Origin of the sequence: Agrobacterium sp. LY4, from assembly GCF_001526585.1 — a bacterium.
GTDB lineage: Bacteria > Pseudomonadota > Alphaproteobacteria > Rhizobiales > Rhizobiaceae > Agrobacterium > Agrobacterium leguminum.
Genome location: NZ_ASYA01000012.1, coordinates 105,193 through 129,838 on the forward strand (window position 1 = coordinate 105,193; position 24,646 = coordinate 129,838).

At 59.4% G+C, this 24,646-nt stretch carries 29 protein-coding genes and 1 riboswitch; of the genes, 12 read left to right on the plus strand and 17 right to left on the minus strand.

Annotated elements, in window-relative coordinates:
- Positions 1–12: 12 nt before the first annotated feature.
- The 5 genes from L904_RS11445 to L904_RS11465 all read right to left on the minus strand — a co-directional run bounded on the left by L904_RS11445 (position 13) and on the right by L904_RS11465 (position 4,730).
- Positions 13–756: an ABC transporter ATP-binding protein gene (locus L904_RS11445; protein WP_003523645.1), complete on the minus strand. Its 744-nt coding sequence runs from the start codon at positions 754–756 to the stop codon at positions 13–15.
- Positions 746–1,519 (minus strand): ABC transporter ATP-binding protein, encoded by a 774-nt coding sequence (locus L904_RS11450; RefSeq protein WP_035261116.1) that lies wholly within the window; start codon positions 1,517–1,519, stop codon positions 746–748. The genes L904_RS11445 and L904_RS11450 overlap by 11 nt, the downstream gene beginning before the upstream one ends.
- Positions 1,516–2,502: a branched-chain amino acid ABC transporter permease gene (locus L904_RS11455; protein WP_003523642.1), complete on the minus strand. Its 987-nt coding sequence runs from the start codon at positions 2,500–2,502 to the stop codon at positions 1,516–1,518. The genes L904_RS11450 and L904_RS11455 overlap by 4 nt, the downstream gene beginning before the upstream one ends.
- 143 nt (positions 2,503–2,645) lie before the next feature.
- The gene (locus L904_RS11460) at positions 2,646–3,518 is read right to left on the minus strand and encodes a branched-chain amino acid ABC transporter permease (protein ID WP_035217353.1); all 873 of its coding nucleotides are present in this window, start codon (positions 3,516–3,518) and stop codon (positions 2,646–2,648) included.
- Positions 3,519–3,539: 21 nt separating this feature from the next.
- Positions 3,540–4,730, minus strand: a complete 1,191-nt coding sequence (locus L904_RS11465; protein ID WP_035261118.1) for an ABC transporter substrate-binding protein — start codon at positions 4,728–4,730, stop codon at positions 3,540–3,542.
- 298 nt (positions 4,731–5,028) lie between these two features.
- On the opposite strand from L904_RS11465, the gene L904_RS11470 reads away from it, so the two are divergent.
- Positions 5,029–5,169, plus strand: coding sequence for a DUF1127 domain-containing protein (locus L904_RS11470; RefSeq protein WP_155272854.1), 141 nt, complete (start codon positions 5,029–5,031; stop codon positions 5,167–5,169).
- Positions 5,170–5,317: 148 nt separating this feature from the next.
- Positions 5,318–5,755, plus strand: coding sequence for a GNAT family N-acetyltransferase (locus tag L904_RS11475; RefSeq protein ID WP_051671856.1), 438 nt, complete (start codon positions 5,318–5,320; stop codon positions 5,753–5,755).
- A 42-nt stretch (positions 5,756–5,797) separates the two neighbouring features.
- On the opposite strand, the gene L904_RS11480 is transcribed toward L904_RS11475, so the two are convergent.
- Both L904_RS11480 and L904_RS11485 read right to left on the minus strand, forming a co-directional pair.
- On the minus strand, positions 5,798–6,448 hold the full coding sequence (locus L904_RS11480; protein ID WP_035261122.1) for a glutathione S-transferase family protein: 651 nt from the start codon (positions 6,446–6,448) through the stop codon (positions 5,798–5,800).
- A 105-nt stretch (positions 6,449–6,553) separates the two neighbouring features.
- Positions 6,554–7,765: an MFS transporter gene (locus L904_RS11485; RefSeq protein WP_051671857.1), complete on the minus strand. Its 1,212-nt coding sequence runs from the start codon at positions 7,763–7,765 to the stop codon at positions 6,554–6,556.
- Between the two features lie 245 nt (positions 7,766–8,010).
- On the opposite strand from L904_RS11485, the gene L904_RS11490 reads away from it, so the two are divergent.
- The gene (locus tag L904_RS11490; protein WP_035217366.1) at positions 8,011–8,667 is read left to right on the plus strand and encodes a peroxiredoxin; all 657 of its coding nucleotides are present in this window, start codon (positions 8,011–8,013) and stop codon (positions 8,665–8,667) included.
- Positions 8,668–8,733: 66 nt separating this feature from the next.
- Here L904_RS11490 and L904_RS11495 read toward each other — a convergent pair whose 3' ends face one another.
- On the minus strand, positions 8,734–9,537 hold the full coding sequence (locus L904_RS11495) for a hypothetical protein (RefSeq protein ID WP_035261124.1): 804 nt from the start codon (positions 9,535–9,537) through the stop codon (positions 8,734–8,736).
- A gap of 31 nt (positions 9,538–9,568) precedes the next feature.
- Positions 9,569–10,021, minus strand: coding sequence for a DUF5680 domain-containing protein (locus tag L904_RS11500; protein ID WP_035261129.1), 453 nt, complete (start codon positions 10,019–10,021; stop codon positions 9,569–9,571).
- 166 nt (positions 10,022–10,187) lie between these two features.
- Here L904_RS11500 and L904_RS11505 point away from each other — a divergent pair, with 166 nt between their 5' ends.
- From L904_RS11505 to fghA, 3 genes are read left to right on the plus strand one after another with little or no spacing between them, the layout of a single operon-like run.
- Positions 10,188–10,643 carry a YaiI/YqxD family protein gene (locus L904_RS11505; protein ID WP_059762553.1) on the plus strand — a complete coding sequence of 152 codons (456 nt, stop codon included), beginning with the start codon at positions 10,188–10,190 and terminating at the stop codon, positions 10,641–10,643.
- A gap of 25 nt (positions 10,644–10,668) precedes the next feature.
- Positions 10,669–11,328 (plus strand): DUF1345 domain-containing protein, encoded by a 660-nt coding sequence (locus tag L904_RS11510; protein ID WP_035264055.1) that lies wholly within the window; start codon positions 10,669–10,671, stop codon positions 11,326–11,328.
- A gap of 29 nt (positions 11,329–11,357) precedes the next feature.
- Positions 11,358–12,191 (plus strand): S-formylglutathione hydrolase, encoded by an 834-nt coding sequence (gene fghA, locus L904_RS11515; protein ID WP_035264052.1) that lies wholly within the window; start codon positions 11,358–11,360, stop codon positions 12,189–12,191.
- Between the two features lie 60 nt (positions 12,192–12,251).
- Here fghA and L904_RS11520 read toward each other — a convergent pair whose 3' ends face one another.
- The 6 genes from L904_RS11520 to crcB form a co-directional block, all read right to left on the minus strand.
- The gene (locus L904_RS11520) at positions 12,252–12,641 is read right to left on the minus strand and encodes a RidA family protein (RefSeq protein ID WP_035264051.1); all 390 of its coding nucleotides are present in this window, start codon (positions 12,639–12,641) and stop codon (positions 12,252–12,254) included.
- 248 nt (positions 12,642–12,889) lie between these two features.
- On the minus strand, positions 12,890–13,378 hold the full coding sequence (locus L904_RS11525; protein WP_035264048.1) for a hypothetical protein: 489 nt from the start codon (positions 13,376–13,378) through the stop codon (positions 12,890–12,892).
- A 60-nt stretch (positions 13,379–13,438) separates the two neighbouring features.
- Positions 13,439–14,233, minus strand: a complete 795-nt coding sequence (locus tag L904_RS11530; protein ID WP_035264046.1) for an ATP12 family chaperone protein — start codon at positions 14,231–14,233, stop codon at positions 13,439–13,441.
- Between the two features lie 29 nt (positions 14,234–14,262).
- Positions 14,263–14,931 carry an HAD family hydrolase gene (locus L904_RS11535; RefSeq protein WP_035264044.1) on the minus strand — a complete coding sequence of 223 codons (669 nt, stop codon included), beginning with the start codon at positions 14,929–14,931 and terminating at the stop codon, positions 14,263–14,265.
- 6 nt (positions 14,932–14,937) lie between these two features.
- Entirely contained in the window at positions 14,938–15,927 is a 990-nt protein-coding gene (locus tag L904_RS11540; RefSeq protein ID WP_035264040.1) for an RluA family pseudouridine synthase, read from the minus strand.
- Positions 15,928–15,993: 66 nt separating this feature from the next.
- The gene (gene crcB / locus L904_RS11545; protein WP_035264038.1) at positions 15,994–16,371 is read right to left on the minus strand and encodes a fluoride efflux transporter CrcB; all 378 of its coding nucleotides are present in this window, start codon (positions 16,369–16,371) and stop codon (positions 15,994–15,996) included.
- Between the two features lie 204 nt (positions 16,372–16,575).
- On the opposite strand from crcB, the gene L904_RS11550 reads away from it, so the two are divergent.
- The gene (locus L904_RS11550; RefSeq protein ID WP_035264065.1) at positions 16,576–16,878 is read left to right on the plus strand and encodes a hypothetical protein; all 303 of its coding nucleotides are present in this window, start codon (positions 16,576–16,578) and stop codon (positions 16,876–16,878) included.
- A 239-nt stretch (positions 16,879–17,117) separates the two neighbouring features.
- Here L904_RS11550 and L904_RS11555 read toward each other — a convergent pair whose 3' ends face one another.
- Both L904_RS11555 and L904_RS11560 read right to left on the minus strand, forming a co-directional pair.
- The gene (locus L904_RS11555) at positions 17,118–18,089 is read right to left on the minus strand and encodes a copper chaperone PCu(A)C (protein ID WP_035264036.1); all 972 of its coding nucleotides are present in this window, start codon (positions 18,087–18,089) and stop codon (positions 17,118–17,120) included.
- An 87-nt stretch (positions 18,090–18,176) separates the two neighbouring features.
- Positions 18,177–18,557, minus strand: coding sequence for a hypothetical protein (locus tag L904_RS11560; protein WP_080707361.1), 381 nt, complete (start codon positions 18,555–18,557; stop codon positions 18,177–18,179).
- A gap of 173 nt (positions 18,558–18,730) precedes the next feature.
- On the opposite strand from L904_RS11560, the gene L904_RS11565 reads away from it, so the two are divergent.
- From L904_RS11565 to L904_RS11585, 5 genes are all read left to right on the plus strand, one after another.
- Complete coding sequence (locus L904_RS11565) at positions 18,731–18,916, plus strand: DUF3008 family protein (RefSeq protein ID WP_035264062.1); 186 nt, start codon at positions 18,731–18,733, stop codon at positions 18,914–18,916.
- A gap of 124 nt (positions 18,917–19,040) precedes the next feature.
- Positions 19,041–19,128: riboswitch (glycine riboswitch) on the plus strand.
- Positions 19,129–19,283: 155 nt separating this feature from the next.
- Positions 19,284–20,423 carry a glycine cleavage system aminomethyltransferase GcvT gene (gene gcvT / locus L904_RS11570; RefSeq protein ID WP_035264032.1) on the plus strand — a complete coding sequence of 380 codons (1,140 nt, stop codon included), beginning with the start codon at positions 19,284–19,286 and terminating at the stop codon, positions 20,421–20,423.
- A 28-nt stretch (positions 20,424–20,451) separates the two neighbouring features.
- Positions 20,452–20,814 (plus strand): glycine cleavage system protein GcvH, encoded by a 363-nt coding sequence (gene gcvH / locus L904_RS11575; RefSeq protein ID WP_003496104.1) that lies wholly within the window; start codon positions 20,452–20,454, stop codon positions 20,812–20,814.
- Positions 20,814–23,678 (plus strand): aminomethyl-transferring glycine dehydrogenase, encoded by a 2,865-nt coding sequence (gene gcvP, locus L904_RS11580; protein WP_035217412.1) that lies wholly within the window; start codon positions 20,814–20,816, stop codon positions 23,676–23,678. The genes gcvH and gcvP overlap by 1 nt, the downstream gene beginning before the upstream one ends.
- 157 nt (positions 23,679–23,835) lie before the next feature.
- Complete coding sequence (locus L904_RS11585; protein WP_035264031.1) at positions 23,836–24,639, plus strand: endonuclease/exonuclease/phosphatase family protein; 804 nt, start codon at positions 23,836–23,838, stop codon at positions 24,637–24,639.
- Positions 24,640–24,646: the final 7 nt, after the last annotated feature.

Consider the following 24,646-nt stretch of genomic DNA (forward strand, 5'->3'; position numbering starts at 1 on the left):
GCTTTGGACCAGTCAGTGCGCGGCTTCGAGTTCGCCACGCATCTTTCCGGTCAGGAACAATTCGCCAAGTTCGTCATGGGTGATCTCTGCCGGCGTGCCGTCCCAGATCACTTTGCCGAGACGGAGAATGACGGCGCGCTCAGCCACCTCCATGGCCTTTTTGGTGTTCTGCTCGACAAGCAGGATGGTCATGCCATTTGCATGCAGCCGCAGGAGTTCATCGAAGACGATGCCGATTGCGGCGGGTGAGAGACCAACCGAAGGCTCATCCACCAGCAGCACCTTCGGCCGCTGCAGAACCGCCATCGCCACTTCGAGCAATTGCTGCTCGCCGCCCGACATATTGCCCGCGAGCGTCGAGCGCCGTGTCTTCAGGATCGGGAAAAGGTCGTAGACATAATCCCGGTCCGCCTTCACCTTTGCATCGCGAATGGTATAGGCGGCCATTTGCAGGTTTTCATCGACGGTCATGACTGGGAAATTGCAACGGCCCTGCGGCACGAAGGATATGCCCTCGCCCAGAATGGCGCGTGACGACAATCCGGCGATGTTCCTGCCGCGCCAGTCGATGCCGCCTTCCTTGATGGTCGTCATACCATAGAGCGTCTTGAGTAAGGTCGATTTGCCCGCACCGTTCGGCCCCATGAGGGCCACGAATTGCCCGGCCGGCACATCCAGATCGACGCCGTTCAGGATATCGAGATTGCCGTAACCCGCGCGCAGGCCCTTGATGGAAAGATTGCTGTCAGCCGCCAAGATAGGCCTCCCTCACACGCTGGTCCTCAATGATGTCATGCGGCAGTCCTTCGACCAGTTTCGTTCCCTGATCGAGCACGACGACACGCTGGCAGATGCTTGTGACGACATCGATATTATGTTCGATGACGAGGAAGCTCACGCCGAGCGATTTATTCGCATATTGTATCGTCTCCACCACACGCTCGATGATCTTCGGATTGATGCCCGCCATCGGCTCGTCGAGCAGGATAAGCTTCGGTTCCGGCATCAGCATCGAGGCGAACTGGATGAGTTTCTGCTGGCCGCCGGACAGATTGCCGGCGGGCTGGTGGCGAACGTCCCAGAGGCCCGCCATCTTGATCAGTTCGCGCGCCCGCTCTCTCAACCCGGCCACGCGGCGGCTCGACATGCTGCCGAGGCCGAATGTCGACAGGAGCGAGGGAAAGGTGAACATCTGCCCGGCGATGATGAGGTTCTCCTCCACATCGAGCGCCTTGAAGGTCACTGTCTTCTGGAAAGACCGCAGCATGCGGCCTTCGCGGGCGATGCGGTTGAGCGACCAGCCGGTGATATCCTGCCCGTCCAGTATCACCTTGCCGGTGTCCGGCCGGGCAAGCCCGGTGCTGCAATCGAAGAAGGTGGATTTTCCCGAGCCGTTAGGCCCGATCAGTCCGGCGATCTCGCCGCGATTGATGTGCATGCTGACATCGTTGACCGCCTTCACCGCGCCATAGGACTTGCTGAGGTTCTTTATCTCGAGGATGGGAAGATGAGCCGTCATTTCGAGCCTCCGATCGCGTTCCAGAAGCGATTGATCAGGGGAGCAAAGCCCTTTTTGAACCAGAAGACGAGAACGAGAAGGCAGAAGCCATAGGCGATCATCCGCACTTCAGGAGCGACGCGCAGCGCCTCCGTCAGACCGACGAAGAGCAGGCTGCCGAACACGGTTCCCGAAATCATGCCAGCACCACCGCCAAGAACGATGATCAGCATCGTCGTGGAATAATACATCTGGAAGGTCAGCGGGCTGACCACCGTGAGGTAATGGGCATAGAGGCTGCCCCCTACCCCGGCAAAAACGGCGCTCAGCATGAAAACGATCAGCTTGTAGCGCCAGGTCGGAACGCCGAGAGACTCCGCCAGCGTTTCGTTTTCGCGAATGGCCACCATGTTGCGGCCCGCCGGCGAGCGGACGATTGCCCATGCGGCAAGCGTTCCCAGCACGCAGATGGCCAGAGCCAGATAATAGAAACTGGTGGTTCCGCTGACCGTGAAGGAGAGCGGGCCAAGCTCGAAATAGGGCTTCGGGATGCCGGAGAGGCCCATGTCGCCGCGGGTCAGCGAAATCCAGTTCTTGGCGATTGCCTGGCCGATGATGACGAAACCGAGCGTACACATGACGAAGGATGTCGAGCGAAGCCGCAAAGCCGGAATGCCGAGCGGCAGGGCGAGCGCGCCGGAGACCACGCCGGCGGCAATAAGGTTCACATAAAACGGCGTTTCATAGTGAACCGCCAGCAGACCGGCGGTATAGGCGCCGATGCCGAAGAAAGCCGCCTGCGCCAGCGATAACAGACCGGTATAGCCGACAAGCAGGTTGAGCCCGTGAGCCGGCAGCATGAAGATGAGCGCGATGATCAACGAGTGGGTAACGTAACGCGTGCCGATGAAGGGCGCGGCAAGTGCTACGACGATCAGGACGGCGGCGAGCGGAATGCGCAGATCGCGGCGGCGTGCCTGGGGAACGGTGTCTGTGAGAGACATGTCTAGTCCTCAAAATTCGAGTAAATTCGGCGGGCGCGGCTTCCAGAGCGTTTTGGCTTTTCTTCGAAACGCCAAAGCGCTCTAACTCTTTATTTTTCCGCATTTCCGGACGGAAAACCGGGTCCACTTTTCCTGGAAATGCTCTAAAAGCGCGCCTGCGTCGAAAACAGGCCGTGCGGACGCCACATCAGCATCAGGATCAGCGTTGCGAAACCCACCGTGTCGCGGAATTGCAGCCCGACATAGGTGGCGACGAGGCTTTCGGCGATGCCGAGGATCATGGCCGCGAAGAAGGTTCCCCGCACGTTGCCAAGGCCGCCCATGATGATGATAGGCAGGGTCTTGAAGGTGATGAGCTCCCCCATGCCGCCATAGACGCTGACATTGACCGGCGCGGTCAGCACGCCCGAAAGTGCTGCAAGCGCGGCGCCGAGGATGAAGGTGCGCAATACGACCTGCGAGACATCGATGCCAACCACGCCGCAACATTCGACATTCTGCGAGACCGCCCGCATCGCCATGCCGAGACGGCTATAGGTGACCATCAGTTCCAGACCGACGAAGACGATGAGGCAGACGACGAGAATGAGCACGCGCTGCTGCGCCAGCGTGAAGCCGAGAATGGAAATCGGCTCGATATAACCGCCGGCGAAAAACTTGTAGCCGCCGCCGAAGACGAAAATGATCGTGTTCTGCAGGATCAGCGCGATGCCGAGGGTGGCGAGAACGCCGGACTCCGCCGGCGCCCCCACCATTCTGCGCATCACCAGCTGGCCGACCACATAGGCCACGACCACGGTTGAAAGAACGCCGACGACGATCGAAGCCTCATAGGACAGGCCGAGATAATCGATGGCGAACCACGCCCCGAAGGTTCCAAGCATGTAATATTCGCCATGAGCGAAGTTGATGGCTCTCAGCACCCCGAAAATCATGGTCATGCCGACGGCGACGATGGCGTAGACGGAACCGGTGACGATCCCGTTTACGACTTGCTCGAGAATTGTCGAGAACATGGCTGTACCCCTCCCGTTCTGTCAGTTCGCAGGGTACTGGATTTCCGCCGTATAAGCGCCCTTGATGCTGGGCTTGCCGTTCTCGATCTGGAGAAGGATCATCGGAAGGCGCGCCTGATTGTGATCGTCGAAGGTCACTTCGCCGACCGGGCTCTTGTACTTGATCTTGGAGAGCGCCTCGCGCACCGCATTGCGATCAGCGCTGCCGGCTTGCCTGATCGCCTGGGCGAGCAGGTTGACGGTATCCCAATGCACATAGGCATGGTTGTTCGGCGCTTCTTTGTATGTGGCGGTGAATTTCTCGACGAAGGCCTTGCTGGCGGGACTATCAAACTGCGGCAGCCAGGCTGCGGCCTCAACAGCGCCTTCCATGGCTTTCGGCGCGGATTTGATCGTCTTTTCGGTGTTGAATTCACCGTTGCCGATCAGTGTAACCTTGCCGGCAAGGCCGAGTTCCAGCATCTGGCGGGCAACGATCGGCGTGGTATCGGCGAGACCATACATGATGATCGCCTGCGCGCCGTTATCGCGGATCTTCGCCAGCACGCTGCGGAAGTCGACCTCGCCTTCCTTGTAATAATCCTCGCTCAGAATTTCGCCCTTGAAGTCCGGCAGGTATTTCTTGGTGAAGGTGATGGCGGAGCGGCCGTAGTCGCTATCGACCGACAGGACGGCGAATTTGGTGAAACCACGCTGTTCGGCGGCGTATTTCGCCACGACGAAGGCCCGGTTCTCATCCGTCGGATAATTGCGGAATGTCCATTTGAAACCGCCGACGCCAGCCTGATAGGTGATCTTCGGGTTGGAGGACGCGGCGTTCAGCAGCAGAACCTCGGCATCCTCGGCGACGGGCTGCATCGCAAGCGTCACGGAGCTGGAGACATCGCCGATGACGAAATCCACCTCGTCCTGATCGATCAGGCGGCGGGTGGCCGAAACGCCTTCGACCGGCGTGCCCTGGCTGTCGGCATTGAAGAGTTCGATCTGCTGGCCGTTGATGCCGCCAGCCGCGTTGATGTCCTTTACCGCGAGTTCCGCGCCGTGCATGGAGAAAGCGCCGTAGCGCGCATTCGGGCCGCTCATCGGCGCGACGAGGCCGAGCCTTATCGTGTCAGCCGCATAAGCGGAGGCGGAGAGCGCCGGCGACAGGCTCAGGATCGGAGCGACCGCTGCGGAAACCAGTAGAAGTCTGCGAGTAATACCGTTTTTCATGTTCCCACTCCTTTTCGGATTTATCTGTTCCGGCTTTGGCCGGGCGAGCTTTTGCCGCTTTTGCGGTTCTTGTCGATTAACGTCATGCTAATCTTTCAGGCAGAGTAGGTTCATCGCCGGATATTTTGCCAACACAAGTCCTTTCTGCCGCTATAGCGTTTCCTTATGCCGGCAGTCGTTTCCCCCTATCCAGACGTCGGGTTTCGATTTTTGCATGTCTTCCATGCAGGCAAATGCCTGTATTTTTCGCGTCGGAATGGGCATATTTTATGCAATCTCATCACTGGAAACCACGAAAATGAAACTTCACGAAACCGTTCGAAACTATTTCCGCAACCGTCGCGCCGTGGCCGAACTGAGCGTGCTCGACGACAGAAGCCTTTCCGACATCGGCGTCAGCCGCTCGCATATCCGTTCCGCTGTGGAAGGCCGCCGCTAACAGGCAAAAGTGGCCGCCTTCATGGGCGTCCGCGCGCAGCTCGATCTTCAGGCGCTGAAAATTGCGCCTCAGAATCGGTAAAGCTCCTGTAGAACTCTTCTCCACATATTGGGCGGCGCTTTCAGAGCGCGGCCAAGAGGAGAGTCGAATGAACCACCCCGATTATTCCCCCGGATATTCCATTGTCGCGACAATCCCGTCTGTCGAGGACTATCTGCGCCTTCGCGCCGTGGCCGGGCTAAGCCCCTTCTCACGGGAGGCGGCGGAGAAGGGTTTGCAGGGCACGGTCTTCTCCGTGCTGGTACTGCATGCAGGTTCCGCCATCGGCATGGGCCGGCTGATCGGCGATGGCGGCTGCTTTTTTCAGGTCGTGGACATTGCAGTCGATCCCGCCCATCAGGGCCGAGGCTTGGGCAAGGCGGTCATGGAGGCGCTGATGGGCCATGTGAAGAGCGAGCTTCCCGCTTCGGCCTATGTCAGCCTGATCGCCGATGTACCGGCAAACAGGCTATACGAAAAATTCGGCTTCAAGGAGACCGCGCCGAGGTCGCTCGGAATGGCCTATCGCGTCAGCACCTCGGCTTGATCGCAGGCAGTCCGCACCGAGGGGGCCCGCCGTCGATGCGGTTCAGCCGTTCGATGCAGCTTTGAAAATCGCCAACTGATCGGCAAAGGCGCGTTTATAGGCGGGACGCGCCTCGCCCCGGGCGACATAGGCCGCGAGATTCGCGTATTCATCGAGAATGCCCGAACTTTTTATCCGTTGCAGCACCGATATCATCAACAGATCACCGGCGCTGAATGCGCCGTCGAGCCACTCGGCCTTCCCCAGTCGGTGGGATAATTCGCCAAGCCGCTTGCGAATACGTTCATCGACGATCTGCAGGCGCTCGCCGTGCCAGCTTTTATCCCTTTCGAGAAAACCGGTGACAAAATGCTCGACAATGGGCGGTTCCATGGTGCTGAGCGCGGCGAACATCCACATGATCGCGCGCGCCCGCGCATCCGCATCCTGTGGCAACAGGCCGGCATGGCGTTCGGCTATATGGAATATGATCGCACCGGATTCGAACAGGACGAGATCGCCCTCCTCATAGGTCGGGATCTGCCCGAAGGGTTGAAGCGCGAGATGCGCCGGTTCCCGCATCGCCTTGAAGGAAAGAAGGCGGACGTCATAGGGCTGGCCCACTTCTTCGAGTGCCCAGCGGACGCGCATGTCGCGGGCGAGACCCTTGCCGCCATCGGGCGAACGTTCAAAAGCGGTAATTGTGACTGCCATTGCTGTTCTCCATCACTCCCCACCCCGGAATGCCGCCGCCTGACGTTGCGTCACACTATGCGCTGGGATGAGCGAAAACAACGTCGTCGTGTTTTCGGCACAGGCTCAGGCGGCGGTGCGCTTTCGACGGGACACCCAGATCAACACCGGCAATGCGGTAAAAGAGAGTGCAGCGCCCGCCAGGAAGGTGCCGAAGGAACCATGGAGGTCCCACAGCAAGCCGGCGATGACATTGCCGACCAGCACCGCCAGACCTGTCATCAGATTGAAGATGCCGAAGGCCGTTCCCTTGAGATGTGGCGGCGCCGTTTCCGCAATCAGGGCTGCGAGCAGCCCCTGCGACAGGCCCATATGCAGGCCCCACAGAAGAATGCCGAACAGGAACAACGGAATGGAATTGGCAAAAGCGAGCGTCAGATAGGAGGCCACCAGCACGGCCACGCTCGCCGCGATAATCCCTGAGCGGCCGATCCTGTCCGAAAGCCGGCCGGCGGGATAGGCTGTCAGGCCGTAGACGACATGCATGATGACCATCGTGATCGGTATCCAAGCCGGCCGGAAGCCTGCCTCTTCGGATTTCAGCAACAGGAATGCTTCGCTGAAACGGGCGAAGGTCAGGAGCGACGCCGCGATGATGACGATCCAGACCGCCTGGTTGAGTTTCGCAAAATCGGCGAGCCGGAATGGCTTTTCGGCTTTTGGTCTTGCGGGCGCATCCGGCTCCTTCACACCGGCGATGAGGATGAACACCGCAAGGAAAGCGGGAATGACCGCGATCCAGAAAATGGCGAGCACATTTTCGCTGAGCGCGAACATCAGCCCGATGGCCGCCAGCGGCCCGATGAAGCCGCCCACCGTATCGAGCGACTTTCTGAGCCCGAACGCGGCGCCACGAATTTCAGGCGGCGTCACATCGGCAATAAGGGCGTCGCGCGGCGTTCCGCGAATGCCCTTGCCGACCCGGTCCACCGCCTTGGCGGCGACGATCCAGCCAAGCGAGGTGGCGAAGGGAAAAGCGAGTTTCGAGATTGCGCCGAGACCGTATCCAAGCACGGCGAGCATTTTCCGCCGCCTCGTCCAGTCCGCGATAATCCCGGAAAACAGCTTGGTCGTGGTGGCGATGGCAACCGACATGCCCTCGATGAAACCGACAGTGACCGCGGAAGCGCCGAGACCGGAAACGAGATAATAGGGCAGCAGCGTCTGCACCATTTCCGAAGAAATATCCATCAGAAGGCTAACGATGCCGAGCACCCAGACCGTCGCTGGAATGCGTGCCCGAACCGTTGCAGAAACAGGCGTAGAAGAAGTCGTCATGATGGCCCCCCGATCGTCTCTGGAATAATCATGTCCTCCTGAAACAATCAACCGGGCGGATATCGTGCAACCGCGACAAACAGGGAAAATCAGCGCCATCAAATCTCTGTGGGGCTGAAGCAAATACCGCCGAAGCCCGATGAAAGGGCTGGCCATTTCATGCAAAAACTCTAAGCTCCAGCGCCGGACACGGATTGCCGAGAACCATCAGTTTTTAGTTCAAATCATTAGGGAGAAAACATCAGATGAGCCTGCGTATCAACGATATAGCACCCGACTTCACCGCCGAGACCACCCATGGTCCGGTGAGTTTCCACGACTGGATCGGCGACGGCTGGGCGGTCCTGTTTTCGCATCCGAAGAACTTCACGCCGGTCTGCACGACGGAACTCGGCGCGATGGGCGGCCTGCAGCCGGAATTCGAAAAGCGTGGCGTCAAGATCATCGGTATTTCCGTCGATCCGGTCGAAAGCCATGAAAAATGGAAGAACGATATTCGCACGGCCACAGGCTTCAACGTCGATTATCCGCTGATCGGCGACAAGGACCTGAAGGTCGCCAAGCTCTATGACATGCTGCCGGCCGGCGCGGGCGACAGTTCCGAAGGCCGCACGCCTGCCGACAACGCCACCGTGCGCTCCGTCTTCGTCATCGGTCCCGACAAGAAGATCAAGCTGGTTCTCACCTACCCCATGACCACCGGCCGCAATTTCGAGGAAATTCTTCGCGCGATCGATTCCATCCAGCTCACATCCAAACATCAGGTGGCGACCCCGGCCAACTGGAAGCAGGGCGAGGATGTCATCATCACCGCCGCCGTCTCCAACGAAGATGCGATCGCCCGTTTCGGTTCCTACGACACGGTTCTTCCCTATCTGCGCAAGACCAAGCAGCCCGGCTGATTTGAAGCCTGCGATGGGGCGGTGAAACATCATCGTCCCATTCTCCCTTAGGTACGACAGCAGGCTCTAGCCGGCGTCTTGCCTGACGACGCGCAGCATGGGCCGGGCATCGAGTTCGGCGGGCGTAAAACACGCAAGAAGGTCGAAAGATGTTATGGCTTCGCCGGCAGCGAAGCGTCGCCCGTTGACGACGAGATGCCCGAGGCCGAATAGGGTGAGAAGCGCTTCCGTCGCATCTCCGGCCGGGGTTTCGAAAAGAAGATTCGTCTGGCCGAAATGTTCCAGACCCGTTGTCCAGGCCCTGATCTTTTCCCCCTCCTCCATCACGAAGGTTCCGAAGGCCAGCATCGTTGCCATTTGCTGCGGCTGGTCCAGATGGCCGTTTGCATAATTCAGATAATCATCGAGATTGGCGCGGCCGACGATCATGTCGAGATAATGCAATGCAACGGCCTGCATGGGAGCAACCTGATGAATGCCGAGCAGGGCTGAGGCGATCTCGTTATGGGCTATTTCAGGATTGTCCTCATCCGCCATGATGAGGAATTTGAACTCGCACTGATGTGTTGCGCGGCTAAAATCGTCATATGCCGCTTTGGCATCGACGCAAAAGGTCTTTGACCAGTCGACCCTGGCCTCTGCGACGGCCGGATATTGGGCCGGCGCAACCGGCGCCGCTACCATCGGCTCGGGAGTGCCGACAAAAACCCTGGTCGAACCGCGCAGGCCGTCAAACACGCCCTTTTCGCTCAGCCGCTCACATTCATACCCCTCCTCGCCCCACGCTTCTATCAGGGTCAAATCAGAGATCGTGGGTTCGCTGTCGAAATAGAGTGTCGCCTTGAAAAATTGAGTGTCGCCATTTGCCATTGCAAATCCCGTCCATGGCATTTCCTGCGCTCTATGGCTTTATGATCCCGCCATGATAGTCAAGCCGGTACGTCTCGACATGGCCCCGGTAAATGCGCTCGATGCCGGTGAAGGACCGGAATTCACCTTCATTCGTATCGACATAGACCAGATTTTCCACCGGGTGGGTGAAGCCGCCAAGGAACCGGCCCTCCCGATAGAGCGTGGAAAGCGACCGCTGAATGACCATGCCAGCCGTGGCGCCATCGATCATGTCTGGCCGGAGGATGCGGCCGTAATAACTCATCGCCCACACCGCTGCTCCCTCATGCCAGACGACCTCCTGGCCGATGAAATCGGTTCCACCGAAATAGCTGTCGATATAGTGCCAGTCGCCGCTCTGATAACCGAGATCGTGCGATCCCTTGCGCGTGGGCGTCGCGGATTTGTTGCCGCCGCCGACATAGGTGGCGGACTTGGCCTGCACGATGAACTCTTCCAGCATGGGAAACCTTTCGGGATAAGAACATAAAGGGAACATAGGCGATTTTCAGGGTGGTCGCAAGTGCGCCCCTTGCCCGGCATCGAACCCGCATTTCAGCAATGGCGGGCTTGGTAATCGCGGCGTTTGCGCTTAGAAGCATGGCAGGAATTATCCGAAAAGAGTGCCCATGCCGCAAAACCCGCAAATCTATGTCGATGCCGATGCCTGCCCCGTGAAGCCGGAGATTCTCAAGGTGGCGGAGCGGCATGGGCTGGAAGTGACCTTCGTTGCTAATTCCGGTCTGCGCCCATCGCGCGATCCCATGGTGAAAAACGTCATCGTATCCGCCGGTTTCGACGCGGCGGATGACTGGATCGCCGATCATGCCGGTGAGAACGATATCGTCATCACCGCCGATGTGCCGCTGGCCGGGCGCTGCGTCGCCAAGGGTGCGTTGGTGACCGGGCCGACGGGTCGTGTTTTTGACCAGTCGAATATCGGGATGGCGACGGCGATGCGCGATCTTGGCGCGCATCTGCGCGAAACCGGTGAAAGCAAGGGATATAATGCGGCTTTTTCACCGCGCGACCGCTCTACCTTTCTGGAGACGCTTGACCGCTTTTGCCGCCGTGTCAAAAAATGACGGCGCCAACGGAAAGGTGCCGCCCATGACCCCGGCCAATATGAAAAGTAACAGCTATCGCCGCCATCAACCTTTCGTCATTGCTTTTTTGGTCGGCGCCGTGAGCCTCGGCCTGGCGCTGGTTTTTGCGCCGCCGCTGGCGATAGAAATCGCGGCCGTTCTGTTCTTCCTGACCTACCTCATCCTGATTGCCTTTCGCCTGTCGGGCCTGACGGCGCAGCATCTGAAGGCCCATGCCGATAGCGACGACCTGCCTGCGGTCGCCATCATCGCCGTCACGCTGCTTGCCGTTGCCGTCGCGGTGGTATCGCTGTTTCAGGCCCTCAACCATACGGGCGAAACAGTCTGGGCGCTGCTCATCGCCTTCGCCTCGGTGATCTTCGGCTGGTTGACCATCCACACCATGACCGCGCTGCATTATGCCCATCTTTACTGGCGGCCGGCCATGGTGGACGGCAAACGCCAGCATCGCGGCGGCATGGATTTTCCGGGCACGAAGGAACCCTGCGGTTACGACTTTCTCTATTTCGCCGTGGTGATCGGCATGACGGCGCAGACATCGGATGTGGGGATAACCACGACCGCCATGCGCAAGGTCACGCTGCTGCACTCCATCGTTTCTTTCTTCTTCAATACGGTTCTGGTGGCGGCGGCGGTCAATGCAGCCGTCTCGCTTGCGGGCTGAACCGGGAAATTTTCACAAGGAATGGCTTCATGAACATTATTTCGCAAAATACAGCCTTTGGCGGTATGCAGGGCGTATTTTCGCACACATCGGAAACCCTGAAATCTGAGATGACCTTTGCGGTTTATGTGCCGCCGAAGGCGATCCACGAGCCCTGCCCTGTCCTGTGGTATCTTTCCGGCCTCACCTGCACCCATGCCAATGTCATGGAAAAAGGCGAATATCGCCGCATGGCCTCCGAACTGGGGCTGATCATCGTTTGCCCGGATACCAGCCCGCGCGGCAATGACGTGCCGGACGAATTGACCAACTGGCAGATGGGCAAGGGCGCCGGATTTTATCTCGACGCCACAAAGGAGCCCTGGTCCGAGCACTACCGGATGTACAGCTATGTGACGGAAGAACTGCCTGCTCTCATCGGCCAGCATTTCCGTGCGGATATGAGCCGTCAGGGCATTTTCGGCCATTCAATGGGCGGCCATGGCGCGATGACCATTGCGCTCAAGAACCCCGAGCGTTTCAAGAGCTGCTCCGCCTTTGCGCCGATCGTGGCTCCCTCTTCGGCCGACTGGTCCGAGCCGGCGCTGGAAAAATACCTCGGTGCAGATAAGGCCGCATGGCGTCAATACGACGCCTGTGCGCTGGTCGAGGACGGCGCGCGTTTTCCCGAGTTCCTGATCGATCAGGGCAAGGCCGATAGTTTTCTCGAAAAGGGCCTGCGCCCCTGGCTGTTCGAAGAAGCGGTCAAGGGCACGGATATCGGCCTGACGCTGCGCATGCATGAGCGCTATGACCACTCCTATTATTTCATTTCCACCTTCATGGATGACCATTTGAAGTGGCATGCGGAGCGGCTGGGATAAGGACGGAGAAGCAGGTTGGCGGCGCCCTGTAAGCGCCGCCGCTGCAGATTTAACCTGACATTACGGGATGCGGGCAATGACCTTGATCTCGAAATCGAAACCGGCAAGCCAGTTGACGCCGACGGCCGTCCAGTTCGGGTAAGGCTTTTGGCTGAAAATCTCCTGCTTGACGGTCATGATCGTTCCGAACTGGTTTTCCGGATCCGTGTGGAACGTCGTCACATCCACGATATCATCGAAAGTGCAGCCCGCCGCTGTAAGCGTGGCCTTGAGGTTTTCAAAGGCCAACCGGACCTGACGTTCAAAATCAGGTTCAGGCGTTCCATCGGCACGGCTGCCGACCTGACCGGAAACGAAAAGAAGGTCACCGGATCGGATAGCTGCGGAATAGCCATGCTCCTCGTAAAGCGCATGCCTGTTAGCGGGGAAAACTGCTTCGCGTGCGGTCATTTCGCGTCTCTCTTTTGGCTGAGTGGTCATGGACGAGAGAAGCGTTGCTCTTTTTAAAAGAAGGCTTCGGACGCCCATTTACATACGTTACGTATGTCAGATAGTTACATACGCGCCGCATGTCAATTATATATACGCGACGTATGTAAATTTAAGAGCGCCGAAGATGCGCCTGATTGAAGCTTGAAATATTTCGGAAGCTGCAATGCGGACGAATAGGAGTCGCGCCCTCGCCTTTTGTGTCCTGCTTATGGAAACAGAGCCGTCGCCAGCGTCGTCGGGCCGGGCCGGTTCAGTCTGAATTCGCGGATCACGCGTTCGGCGACGCCATAGGCAAGTTCCTGCTCTATCGACTGATTATCGAAGCTGACGACGGTGGCGGTGAATTTGGCCTCGGCGATCACCTCTCCCGTCGCGACGGCGGCGGCGCGGACGATGACCTTGGCCGACGCCCTTTCCCCGAACAGGAACGGGCCGCGTGTAACGGATGCGAGACGGATGGTCAGTACCACGCGCGGCCGGGTTTCTCCACGCGCCGTTGTTTTGATCGCATTCTGCACCTGCGCATGAATGGACTGCATCAGCGCCGGAGCGACATCCGGGCGTGCGGCGACGAATGCGCCGCGCACATCGTAAAGCAGCCGGTCAGTATTGGTCGCTTCCGGTTCCAGCCTGAAAGACATGAGCGTGAAACACGCCAGCACAAGAATGCCAAGGCGTTTCAACGAGGTGGTCATGATCAGCGGCTCCCCTAACGTGAGGTAACCGCATATTCGGCCATCAGGGTTAGAAAAGCGTTAAGAGGCGCTCTTGAGCGACTCCAGAACATTGAGTGCCGCGCGCATATCGACAAGCCTGACGGCGCGGCGCTCCAGCGCCTCCTCGTCCTCGCCCCATTGCTCGGCGGTCCAGTCCTCGTCCAGATGGGCAAGCGCCCAGGCTTCCTCCAGCGTCAATTGCCCTTCCGCCAGTGCAAGGGCCAAAATGGCGGAGCCGGTCAGCGATGTCATGGTGTGAAGAGCGGCAAGCGCAATCGGTGTGTCGTATTTCTTCAGCGTTACCGCGAAAGCCGCGATGGCTTCGCGCGGCTGGTCCTGATGCATCACGCCTTCGACGAGAATGAAGCGCGCTCCGAGCACATTGGCCGCCCAGTCCAGAACCGGATCCCAATGGTCCGTCTGCCGCGCAACCAGCGCTTCCGGATCGCCGGCGCGATAGCAGAGGAGATCGGAAGACGAAAAACGGAGTATGTCCTCAAAAACAGCCTGCGTGTCGTTGGCGACGCCATCAATGGCCGTGTTCACATGTCGCGAGACGGGCATGACCACCGGATTGACCACTTCTTTCTGGGCATCCCATTCATCGCGAAGCAGTTCCGCCAGCGCACGCGTCGGAACGGTCAGCGGCTTCTTGGCGGGGGTGCGCAGCGGCTTGCCATCGAGAAGGATGGTAAAACCGCCCTCTTCCGCCTCGCCGACGGTGACATCCTTGTAGAACCGCTTCGGCAGAGGTTTCTGCATCTGGATCTGCGCGCGCAGGATCGGGTCGGGATGGCTCAGGCCCTCCGAAAGGTCGTTCAGGAGATCACGCATGGCACGTCCTCGTCAGTCGGATAGAAAGGTTATTCAAGAATATCGGCCGGAACATAGGCCGGAATTTCGCGCGGGTGGCTGACGACCGCATCCGCGCCCGCCTTCCAGAGATCGTCGACCGAGGCATAACCCCAGGCGACGCCGATTGCTTTCGCGCCTGCAGCCTTGGCCATCTGCATGTCATAGATCGCATCGCCGATAACCACAGTATCGGCCGGAACCATGCCGGTTTCATGGCAGCATTCCATCACCATGGCCGGATGCGGCTTGGAGGGGCAATCATCCGCCGTGCGCGAAACGATGAAGTGATCGGCAAGGCCGTGGGTCTGTAGGATATGGGTAAGACCGCGCCGGCCCTTGCCGGTCACAGCGCCGATCAGCACATCGTCGCGTTTCGAAAGCATATCGATCAGCGTGGCGATACCGTCGAAAAGCGGCACGGTCATTTCCGGCCGCTCCCGCAGGGGATGGTAGATTTCCCTGTAACGTTCCGTCATCGCCTTCGCTTCATCATCCACATGCGCCTTGCCGAGCATGCGGGCGATGGCGATATCCAGCGTCAGACCGATGATCGCCTTGGTTTCGGAGATATCGGGGCGCGGCTTGCCGAAATCGGCGAAAGTATCGGCCATGACGGCATGGATCAGGCCGGCGCTATCCACCAGCGTTCCGTCGCAATCGAAAAGAACGAGTTTCATGGGCTGTCAGTCTTCCCTATCGCCATCGGCCACGTCGAGACCGAGCAGGTTCCAGGTCTGTACCATATGCGGCGGCAGGGGTGCGCTGACCCGAAGCCGGCCGCCATTCGGATGCGGAATGTCGATATGGCGTGCGTGGAGATGCAGGCGCTTCTGGATGCCGCCCGGGAAATCCCAGTTCGGATCGTCGATATAATATTTCGGATCGCCGATGATCGGGTGACCCATATGCAACGCGTGCACGCGCAGCTGATGGGTGCGGCCGGTATAGGGTTCCATTTCCAGCCAGGCGAGGTTCTGCGCGGCGGTATCGATGACGCGGTAATAGGAAACGGCGTGATCGGCCCCCTCCTCGCCATGCTTGGCAATACGCATGCGATCGCCATCCATCGTCTGTTCCTTGACCAGCCAGGTGGAAATCTTGTCCTGATGCTTGCGCGGCACGCCCTTGACCAGCGCCCAATAGGTCTTCTTGGTATCGCGTTCGCGGAAGGCGGCGGTCAGCTTCTGCGCAGCACCGCGGGTGCGGGCAACCACCAGCACGCCCGACGTATCGCGGTCGAGGCGGTGCACCAGACGCGGCTTTTCGCCCTTCTGGTTGGTCCAGGCTTCCAGCAGCCCGTCGATATGGCGGGTGACGCCCGAACCGCCCTGCACGGCAATGCCGGCCGGCTTGTTGAAAACGAAGACCTTGTCGTCCTCATGCAGCAGCATGCGCGCCAGAAGCTCGCCATCTTCGGAATGCTTGAGGTCCTTCGATCCGATGGGGCCGCTCTTGACCTTGAGATCGGAATCGACCGGCGGTACGCGCACCATCTGTCCCGGCTGCACGCGCGCATCCGTCTTCACCCGGCCGCCATCCACACGCACCTGTCCGGAGCGCAGAAGCTTCTGCAACTGCCCGAAACCAAGTCCCGGATAATGAATCTTGAACCAGCGATCGAGGCGCATACCGGCCTCGTCGGCCCCGACCTTGATATGCTCGATACCTGCCATGAAATTTCCAGTCTTTCTGTCCTGATCGCGCGCTCACATCTCTGGCGCGCCGTTTGGACCAAGCCTTTAGAACAAACTGCGGCCCAAGGCCAGCCCGGCGAAAACCGCCGCGATGGAAACCGCAAGGCTGGCAAGCACGTAAACGGCCGACAGCCCGAGCGCGCCGCGCTCGAACAGCGCGACCGCATCGAGCGAGAAGGACGAGAACGTGGTGAACCCGCCGAGCACGCCGGTGACGAGAAACAGGCGCATTTCCATCGAGGCATTCAGTCGCCGCGCCACAAGCTCGACCAGCAGACCGATCAGGAAAGATCCGACCACATTGACGACAAGGGTTCCCCAGGGGAAATTCGGTCCGGCCAACCGCATGCTCCAGACCCCGACCAGATAACGGAACACGGAACCGATTGCGCCGCCTGCAGCGACAAGGGCGATATTGATCATGGGGAATTGTGTCTCCGGAAGAAATCGTCGGACCGGACGGTCCAGGACATTTTTAGACCATGGGAACCGCTGGCGAAACCCCTTTGCCCGGCGCTTTCGGCTGTTAAAATACGATTAAATTGCAGCTGTGCGATTTAGCCTTCCAACAATGGGCAACTGTTAATCTACGGTTTTTCAGGGTCGGCGAAGATGGCCGGAGGTTCGATGACACAGGTTCTTTCCGTTTCCGCGAATACAGCGGCCTATGCGCTGGAGGCCATGAAGCCGCCGCAACGCGTGCCGCGCAAGAGCGAGGTTGAAGAGGCCATTCACGAACTGGCGCGCAAGGCCGAACACGGGGACGACTTCCAGCTCAGGGGCCTGATGACGACGATCAAGCCGCCGGCCCTCACCCTCTATTTCCTGATAGCAAGCAGCCAGCGCCAGGAGCCACAGGCGACACTGGAGCAGGCCGTGGAGGCCTACGAGGAAAACAGCTTCACCTCGAAATCTGAAGGTAATTTATAGATCAGGTGGATATATAGATATTTTAATGTCAATTCTTCAGTTTCGCACCGTATAGGCGGAATCCCCGTATTCAGCCTGGTGTCAGATTGATCTTCTAGAGATCTTCGACCGAGTTCCGGAAAATCACGTGAGCAAATGCCACCCTGCCTTTTCCGCCACGGCGCTGAAGAACAAACACGATAGATAAAAATTTGCGGCTACCGGACCTGTCACGCGTTCCGGTAGCCGTTTTTCATCCGTCAATTATGCTGGTGGTCGCCGCCGCCCTTGGCTGCGCCTGCGGACAGCACGATCTCCACCTTGCCGGCCTTTTCGAAGATGAGCGTTACCGGCACTTTGTCGCCTTCGGCAAAGGGCTTCTTCACATCGAAGAACATCATATGCAGGCCGCCGGGCTTCAGCTCCACCGTCTGGCCGGCGGGAATGACGATGCCGTCATCCAGCTTGCGCATTTTCATGACGTCGTTGACCATGGCCATCTCGTGAATTTCAGCACGTCCGGCGGACGAAGATTCGACACCGATCAGCTTGTCGTCGCTATCGCCGGCATTCTTGATCGTCACGTATCCACCGCCCACGGGCTGGCCCGGCAGCATGGCCTTGGTCGTTCCGTCCGATACTTCGAGGCTGCCGGCCTTCACGACATCCATATCCATGGTGGAGTGATCATGGCCGCCGGCATGCGCAGCTTTTGCGGCAACGCGAATGGTGGGAGCGGGACTTTTCAGGGAATGCGGATCGACGCCGGCCGCTGCCACTTCGTCCCAGGAAACCTTGCCCTTGTCGCCGCAGAGCTGCGTTACCTTGAATGGCAGGTCCTGCCCCGCTTCTATACCGGAGATTTTTCCCTGCACGGCGAAGGTGTCGTAGAATTCATCCGGCAGGTTACCGCCCTTCCAGCGGATTTCGACCGGTCCGCTTTTAATCTCCTTGCCGTGGTTCTTGTAGGCCTTCTGGTAGTCTCCCTTGATGACCTCCAGTTCCCAGCCAGCCTTGGGCTGCGGCTTCGCGGAAATGAATCCTTCCGGCAGCTTGATCTGAACTTCGGTGGTGGCGAGCCCGCCTTCGCAGCCATGCGGCACCTGGAGGGCGGCAACGACGGTGCTTTCCTGTTCGGCCGAACCGTCAACGAATGTGGCGTGGGCGAAAGCCTGCGCGGTCGAAACCGAGGCGACGAAAAGGCTGCAGGCGATGATCTTGGTGGTTTTCATTTGCTTGTCCCTGCGACTGCTATCCCTCTGGGTCCGCGCAGCCGCTCCGTGCCGCCAAAGGCGGCGATGATCCCGTAAAACGAAAAATCAGGCTGACAGGGACGGAGGGCCGCGCGCGGCGGGCTTCTGGATCGTCAGCACGGAGCGGAAGCTCCATTCCGCACGCAGGCGATTGTCGAGCCAGGCAAATTCAGTCTTCAGCCAGCCAGCCGTATCGGGCATCGGCAGAAGAATGGACGAGGCCAGGAGGCAGGCCTCGCAAAACAAGATGGCGTCGCCGGAATGGGCGGGGTCTTCCTTGGTATGGGAAGCATTGACGCCGTTGCCATGGCCAAGGCAGATTTCCGCAAAGGTGCCGTCCGGCAGTCGGTAACTCTCATCCAGCGCAACGGCGGGGGCTGTGGCAAGTGCCGGCTTGTGGGCAAAACCGAGAGACAACATCAGGGTCGCACAGAAAATGCGAAGCATTTTCTCTATCCCCATCAGCCGTCGTGTTCGATTTGCATCCATATCCTAGGCGATATCCCTGTTTCTCTCCGATTTCAAAGGGGAATTTTGCCGCAGGCCAGACCGTCGCAAGGGAACAATAGATGCCAGGCGGCATTTTCCTGCCGCAACCATCGTTCAAGGGAGGCCCGACAATGCCAGCCAAATCGAAGGCCCAGCAGAAAGCGGCGGGTGTCGCACTGGCGGCCAAACGCGGAGAAATGAAGAAATCCAGTTTAAAAGGTGCTTCAAAAAGCATGGAGAAGTCCATGACAGAAAAGGAACTTGAGGATTTCGCATCGACGAAACACAAGGGTCTGCCGGAGAAAAAATCCGACTGAAGGAAGCCGCCGAGACCATCTGTCGCCGCAGATCGCTGCGTCGATGGCGCAGATGGAGCAAGAATCTGTTCAGATGCGTCATTTGGTCCTTGCCAATAACGGGTCTTCGAAGATAATGAGCGTCGCATCATCGTTGGGAGAAACCGCTTCACTGCGGTGCCGAAGGAGCAACCGCCCCGGAAACTCTCAGGCAAAAGGACCAGCGGTGACGACGGAACTCTGGAGAGAAGCCACCTTTCATCAAGGACGGCTCGCCGAAGGGATAACAATCTCAGGCGACAAGGACAGAGGGGGCTCTTGAACCCGGCGCGTTTTTCGCGTCATGACCTGAGCCCGCGCGATCTTTCGCGCAACCCTGGAGGCGTCCTTGGACGATACCGCCGAGCTTCAAATCACGCCGCTCAATTCCCTGCACATTTCGCTTGGCGCCCGCATGGTGCCTTTCGCCGGTTATGACATGCCGGTGCAATATCCGGCCGGCGTTCTGAAGGAACATCTCCAGACCCGCACCTCCGCCGGTCTTTTCGACGTGTCCCATATGGGTCAGGTGATCGTGAAGGCGAAGTCCGGCAACAATGAAGATGCCGCGCTCGCGCTGGAAAAACTGGTGCCGGTGGATATTCTCGGCCTGAAGGAAGGCCGGCAGCGTTACGGTTTCTTCACCGACGAAAACGGCGGTATTCTCGACGACCTGATGATCACCAATCGCGGCGATCACCTGTTTGTCGTCGTCAACGCTGCCTGCAAGGGTGCCGATGTCGCCCATATGAAGGCGCATCTTTCCGACGCCTGCGAGATAACGCTTCTCGATGACCGGGCGCTCATCGCGCTACAGGGACCGCGCGCGGAGGCCGTTCTGGCTGAACTCTGGGCCGGCGTCTCGGAAATGAAATTCATGGATGTGCAGGAAGTGCCGCTGCATGACGTGCCCTGCATCGTCTCCCGTTCCGGTTATTCCGGTGAAGACGGCTTTGAAATCTCCGTGCCCGCCGACAAGGCCGAAGAGATTGCCAAAGCCCTGCTCGAGCATCCCGATTGCGAGCCGATCGGGCTTGGTGCGCGCGACAGCCTGCGCCTCGAAGCCGGCCTTTGTCTTTATGGCAACGATATCGATACCACGACCTCCCCCATCGAAGCCTCGCTCGAATGGGCGATCCAGAAAGCGCGCCGCGCTGGCGGCGACCGCGAGGGCGGTTTTCCCGGCGCAGAGCGCATTCTCGGCGAACTGAACGATGGCACATCGCGCCGCCGCGTCGGCCTGAAGCCGGAAGGCAAGGCGCCGGTGCGCGGCCATTCGAAGCTGTTTGCTGATGCCGAAGGCAAGACGGAAATCGGTGAAGTGACCTCGGGCGGTTTCGGTCCTTCGGTCGAAGGTCCCGTCGCCATGGGTTACGTCCCTGTTTCCCACGCTGCTCCCGGTACGGCTGTCTTTGCGGAAGTGCGCGGCAAATATCTGCCCGTCGCCGTCGCCGCCCTGCCCTTCATCAAGCCCACCTATAAACGATAATCTTCATCCCATCTCCGGAGAGAATACGATGCTGAAATTTACCGCAGAACACGAATGGCTGAAGTTCGAAGGCGATATCGCCACCGTTGGCATCACCAGCCACGCCGCTGAACAGCTTGGCGATCTCGTTTTCGTCGAATTGCCGGAAGTGGGCGCCACCTTCTCCAAGGATGGCGACGCGGCGACCGTTGAATCCGTCAAGGCGGCTTCCGACGTCTATTGTCCGCTGGATGGCGAAGTGGTGGAAATCAACCAGGCCATCGTCGACGATCCCTCGCTGGTCAATTCCGACCCGCAGGGCGCCGGCTGGTTCTTCAAGCTGAAGCTTTCCAACGCCGCAGATGCCGAGACGCTGCTCGACGAGGCAGCCTATAAGGAGCTGATCGCGTAATGACGACGCCCACCGAATTCCATTTCACCGACTATCAGCCCTATGATTTCGCCAACCGGCGTCACATCGGGCCGTCGCCGTCGGAAATGGCCGAGATGCTGAAGGTCGTTGGCTATAAGAGCCTCGACGCCCTGATCGACGCCACCGTTCCCTCTTCCATCCGCCAGAAGGTGCCGCTGACCTGGGGTGCCGCGCTGACCGAACGCGAAGCGCTCGACCGCCTGCGTGAGACGGCCAACAAAAACCAGGTTCTGACCTCGCTGATCGGCCAGGGTTATTACGGCACCATCACGCCGCCGGTCATCCAGCGCAATATTCTGGAAAACCCGGCCTGGTACACGGCCTATACGCCCTACCAGCCGGAAATCAGCCAGGGCCGTCTTGAGGCGCTGTTGAACTACCAGACCATGGTCTGCGATCTGACCGGTCTCGATGTTGCCAACGCATCACTGCTCGACGAGGCGACGGCGGCTGCCGAAGCCATGGCGATGTGCCAGCGCGTCGCGAAATCCAAGGCGACCGCCTTCTTCGTTGACGCCAATTGCCATCCGCAGACCATCGCGCTGATCGAGACCCGCGCGGCCCCGCTCGGCTGGAAGGTGATTGTCGGCAACCCCTTTACCGATCTCGACCCGGTCGATGTGTTCGGTGCGATTTTCCAGTATCCGGGCACGCACGGCCATGTCAGCGATTTCTCCGGCCTGATTTCCCGCCTGCACCAGACGGGCGCGATTGCCGCCGTCGCCGCCGATCTTCTGGCGCTGACGCTTCTGAAGTCGCCCGGCGAAATGGGCGCGGATATCGCCATCGGCACCTCGCAGCGCTTCGGCGTTCCGGTTGGTTACGGCGGTCCGCATGCGGCTTACATGGCGGTCAAGGACGCACATAAGCGCTCCATGCCCGGCCGTCTGGTCGGCGTTTCGGTCGATGCACGCGGCAACCGCGCCTATCGCCTGTCGCTGCAGACACGCGAGCAGCATATCCGCCGCGAAAAGGCGACGTCGAACATCTGCACCGCGCAGGTACTGCTCGCCGTCATGGCCTCGATGTATGGCGTCTTCCATGGCCCGCAGGGTATCAAGGCAATTGCCCAGCAGACCCACCAGAAGGCCGTGCTGATGGCCAAGGGGCTGGAAAAGCTCGGCTACACCATCGAGCCGGAAACCTTCTTCGACACGATCACCGTTGAAGTCGGCCATATGCAGGGCGTCATCCTGCGTTCGGCCGTGGCGGAAGGCGTGAACCTGCGCAAGGTCGGCGCCACCAAGATCGGCATGAGCCTTGACGAGCGCACGCGCCCGGCAACGCTGGAAGCCGTCTGGCGCGCTTTCGGCGGCAATTTCTCGATCTCGGATTTCGAGCCGGAATATCGCCTGCCGAAGGAACTGCTGCGCACCAGTCAGTATATGACGCATCCGATCTTCCACATGAACCGTGCCGAAAGCGAGATGACCCGTTACATCCGCCGGCTTTCGGATCGCGATCTGGCTCTCGACCGCTCGATGATCCCGCTCGGTTCCTGCACCATGAAACTGAATGCGACAGCGGAAATGCTGCCGATCACCTGGCCGGAATTTTCCGACATCCATCCCTTCGTGCCGGCCGATCAGGCGCTGGGCTACAAGGAGATGATCGACGATCTCTCCGAAAAGCTGTGCTCGGTCACCGGTTACGACGCCTTCTCCATGCAGCCGAATTCCGGCGCGCAGGGGGAATATGCCGGGCTTCTGACCATCCGCAACTACCACCTCGCCAATGGCGGCACCCATCGTGACGTCTGCCTCATTCCGACTTCCGCACATGGCACCAATCCTGCCTCCGCGCAGATGGTCGGCATGAAGGTGGTGCCGGTGAAGGTGCGGGATAACGGTGACATCGATATCGATGATTTCCGTGCAAAAGCAGAGCAGTATGCGGAAAACCTCTCGTGCTGCATGATCACTTACCCGTCCACCCACGGCGTGTTCGAGGAGACGGTTCGCGAGATCTGCGAGATCACCCACAAGCATGGTGGACAGGTCTATCTAGACGGCGCCAACATGAACGCCATGGTCGGTCTCGCCCGTCCCGGCGATATCGGTTCTGATGTTTCGCATCTCAACCTGCACAAGACCTTCTGCATTCCGCATGGCGGCGGTGGCCCCGGCATGGGACCGATCGGCGTCAAGGCGCATCTTGCTCCTTACCTTCCCGGTCATCCGGCGACGGACGGCCGTGAGGGTGCGGTGTCTGCTGCCCCGTTTGGTTCGCCGTCGATCCTGCCGATTTCCTGGAGCTATTGCCTGATGATGGGCGGCGAAGGGCTGACGCAGGCGACCAAGGTGGCGATCCTCAACGCCAACTACATCGCGGAGCGGCTGAAGGGCGCTTACGACGTGCTCTACAAGTCCGAAACGGGACGTGTGGCGCATGAGTGCATTATCGATACCCGCCCGCTGGCAGATAGCTGCGGCGTGACGGTGGACGATGTCGCAAAGCGCCTCATCGACTGCGGTTTCCATGCGCCGACCATGAGCTGGCCGGTTGCCGGCACGCTGATGATCGAGCCGACGGAATCCGAAACCAAGGCGGAAATCGATCGTTTCTGCGATGCCATGCTGGCTATCCGCGAGGAAGCCCGCGACATCGAGGAAGGCCGTGCGGACAAGACCAACAACCCGTTGAAGAACGCGCCGCATACGGTGGAGGACCTCGTCGGCGAATGGGATCGTCCCTATAGCCGCGAAAAGGGCTGCTTCCCGCCTGGCGCGTTCCGCATCGACAAATACTGGTCGCCGGTCAACCGCATCGACAATGTCTATGGTGACCGCAACCTCATCTGCACGTGCCCGCCAATGGAGGCTTACGCCGAAGCGGCGGAATAAGGCATCAGTGCGAACCGACATGAGAAGGCCCGGAGCGATCCGGGCCTTTTTTCGTTATGGCAAGGTTTTCGTTATCTGGCGATCACGCTTCCGCATGGTTGATCCTGGCATAGCCCGTGTTAAACAGATGACGCTGCGACATGGGGATGGAGTGGGAATGCGTCTGATTTGCCTGAACGGCTGGGGCGGAAAGCTCCACGACAAACTTGTCCCCTATATCGCCTCGTCCGATCCCGATATCTTATGTCTGCAGGAAGTGGTGCACACACCGGCCGCCACGCAGGACTGGCTGAGTTATCGCGATCACGGCATTGACTTGCCGCAAAGGGCGAATTTCCTGCGGGATGTCGCGAACGCTCTGCCCGATCACGTAGCAGTGTTCTGTCCCGCGGCGCAGGGCGATCTCTGGCAGGGCGAGACTCGATATCCTTCCCAATGGGGACTGGCGACCTTCGTGCGCAAGTCCATCGCCATCGTTGCGCAGGCGCAGGGTTTCGTGCATGGCGCCTTCTCTGCGGATGGATATGGCGATCACCCACGTTCACGCACGGGCCACGCCATCAGGGTTTTTGACTTCATGACCGGTCAGCCCGCCGTCATCGCCCATATGCATGGGCTGCGCGACCTCGACGGCAAGCACGATACCGCCGCCCGTCTGGCGCAGGCAAAACGCCTCGTCCAACTTGTGAAAAACATTGCGGAGGATGGCGACCGGATCGTCGTCTGCGGCGACTTTAATGTTCTGCCTGAGAGCGAAACCTTCGCCGTGTTGAAGGAACTGGATCTCACCGAACTTGTCACCACGCGCGGCTTTACCGATACCCGGACCTCGCATTATGCCAAACCGAACCGCTATGCGGATTACATGCTGGTCAATCCGGCTGTGGAGGTCGATCACTTCGATGTGGCAAGACAGCCTGAGGTCTCGGACCATTGCCCGCTGCTGCTCGAGTTCCGCTAAGATTCAA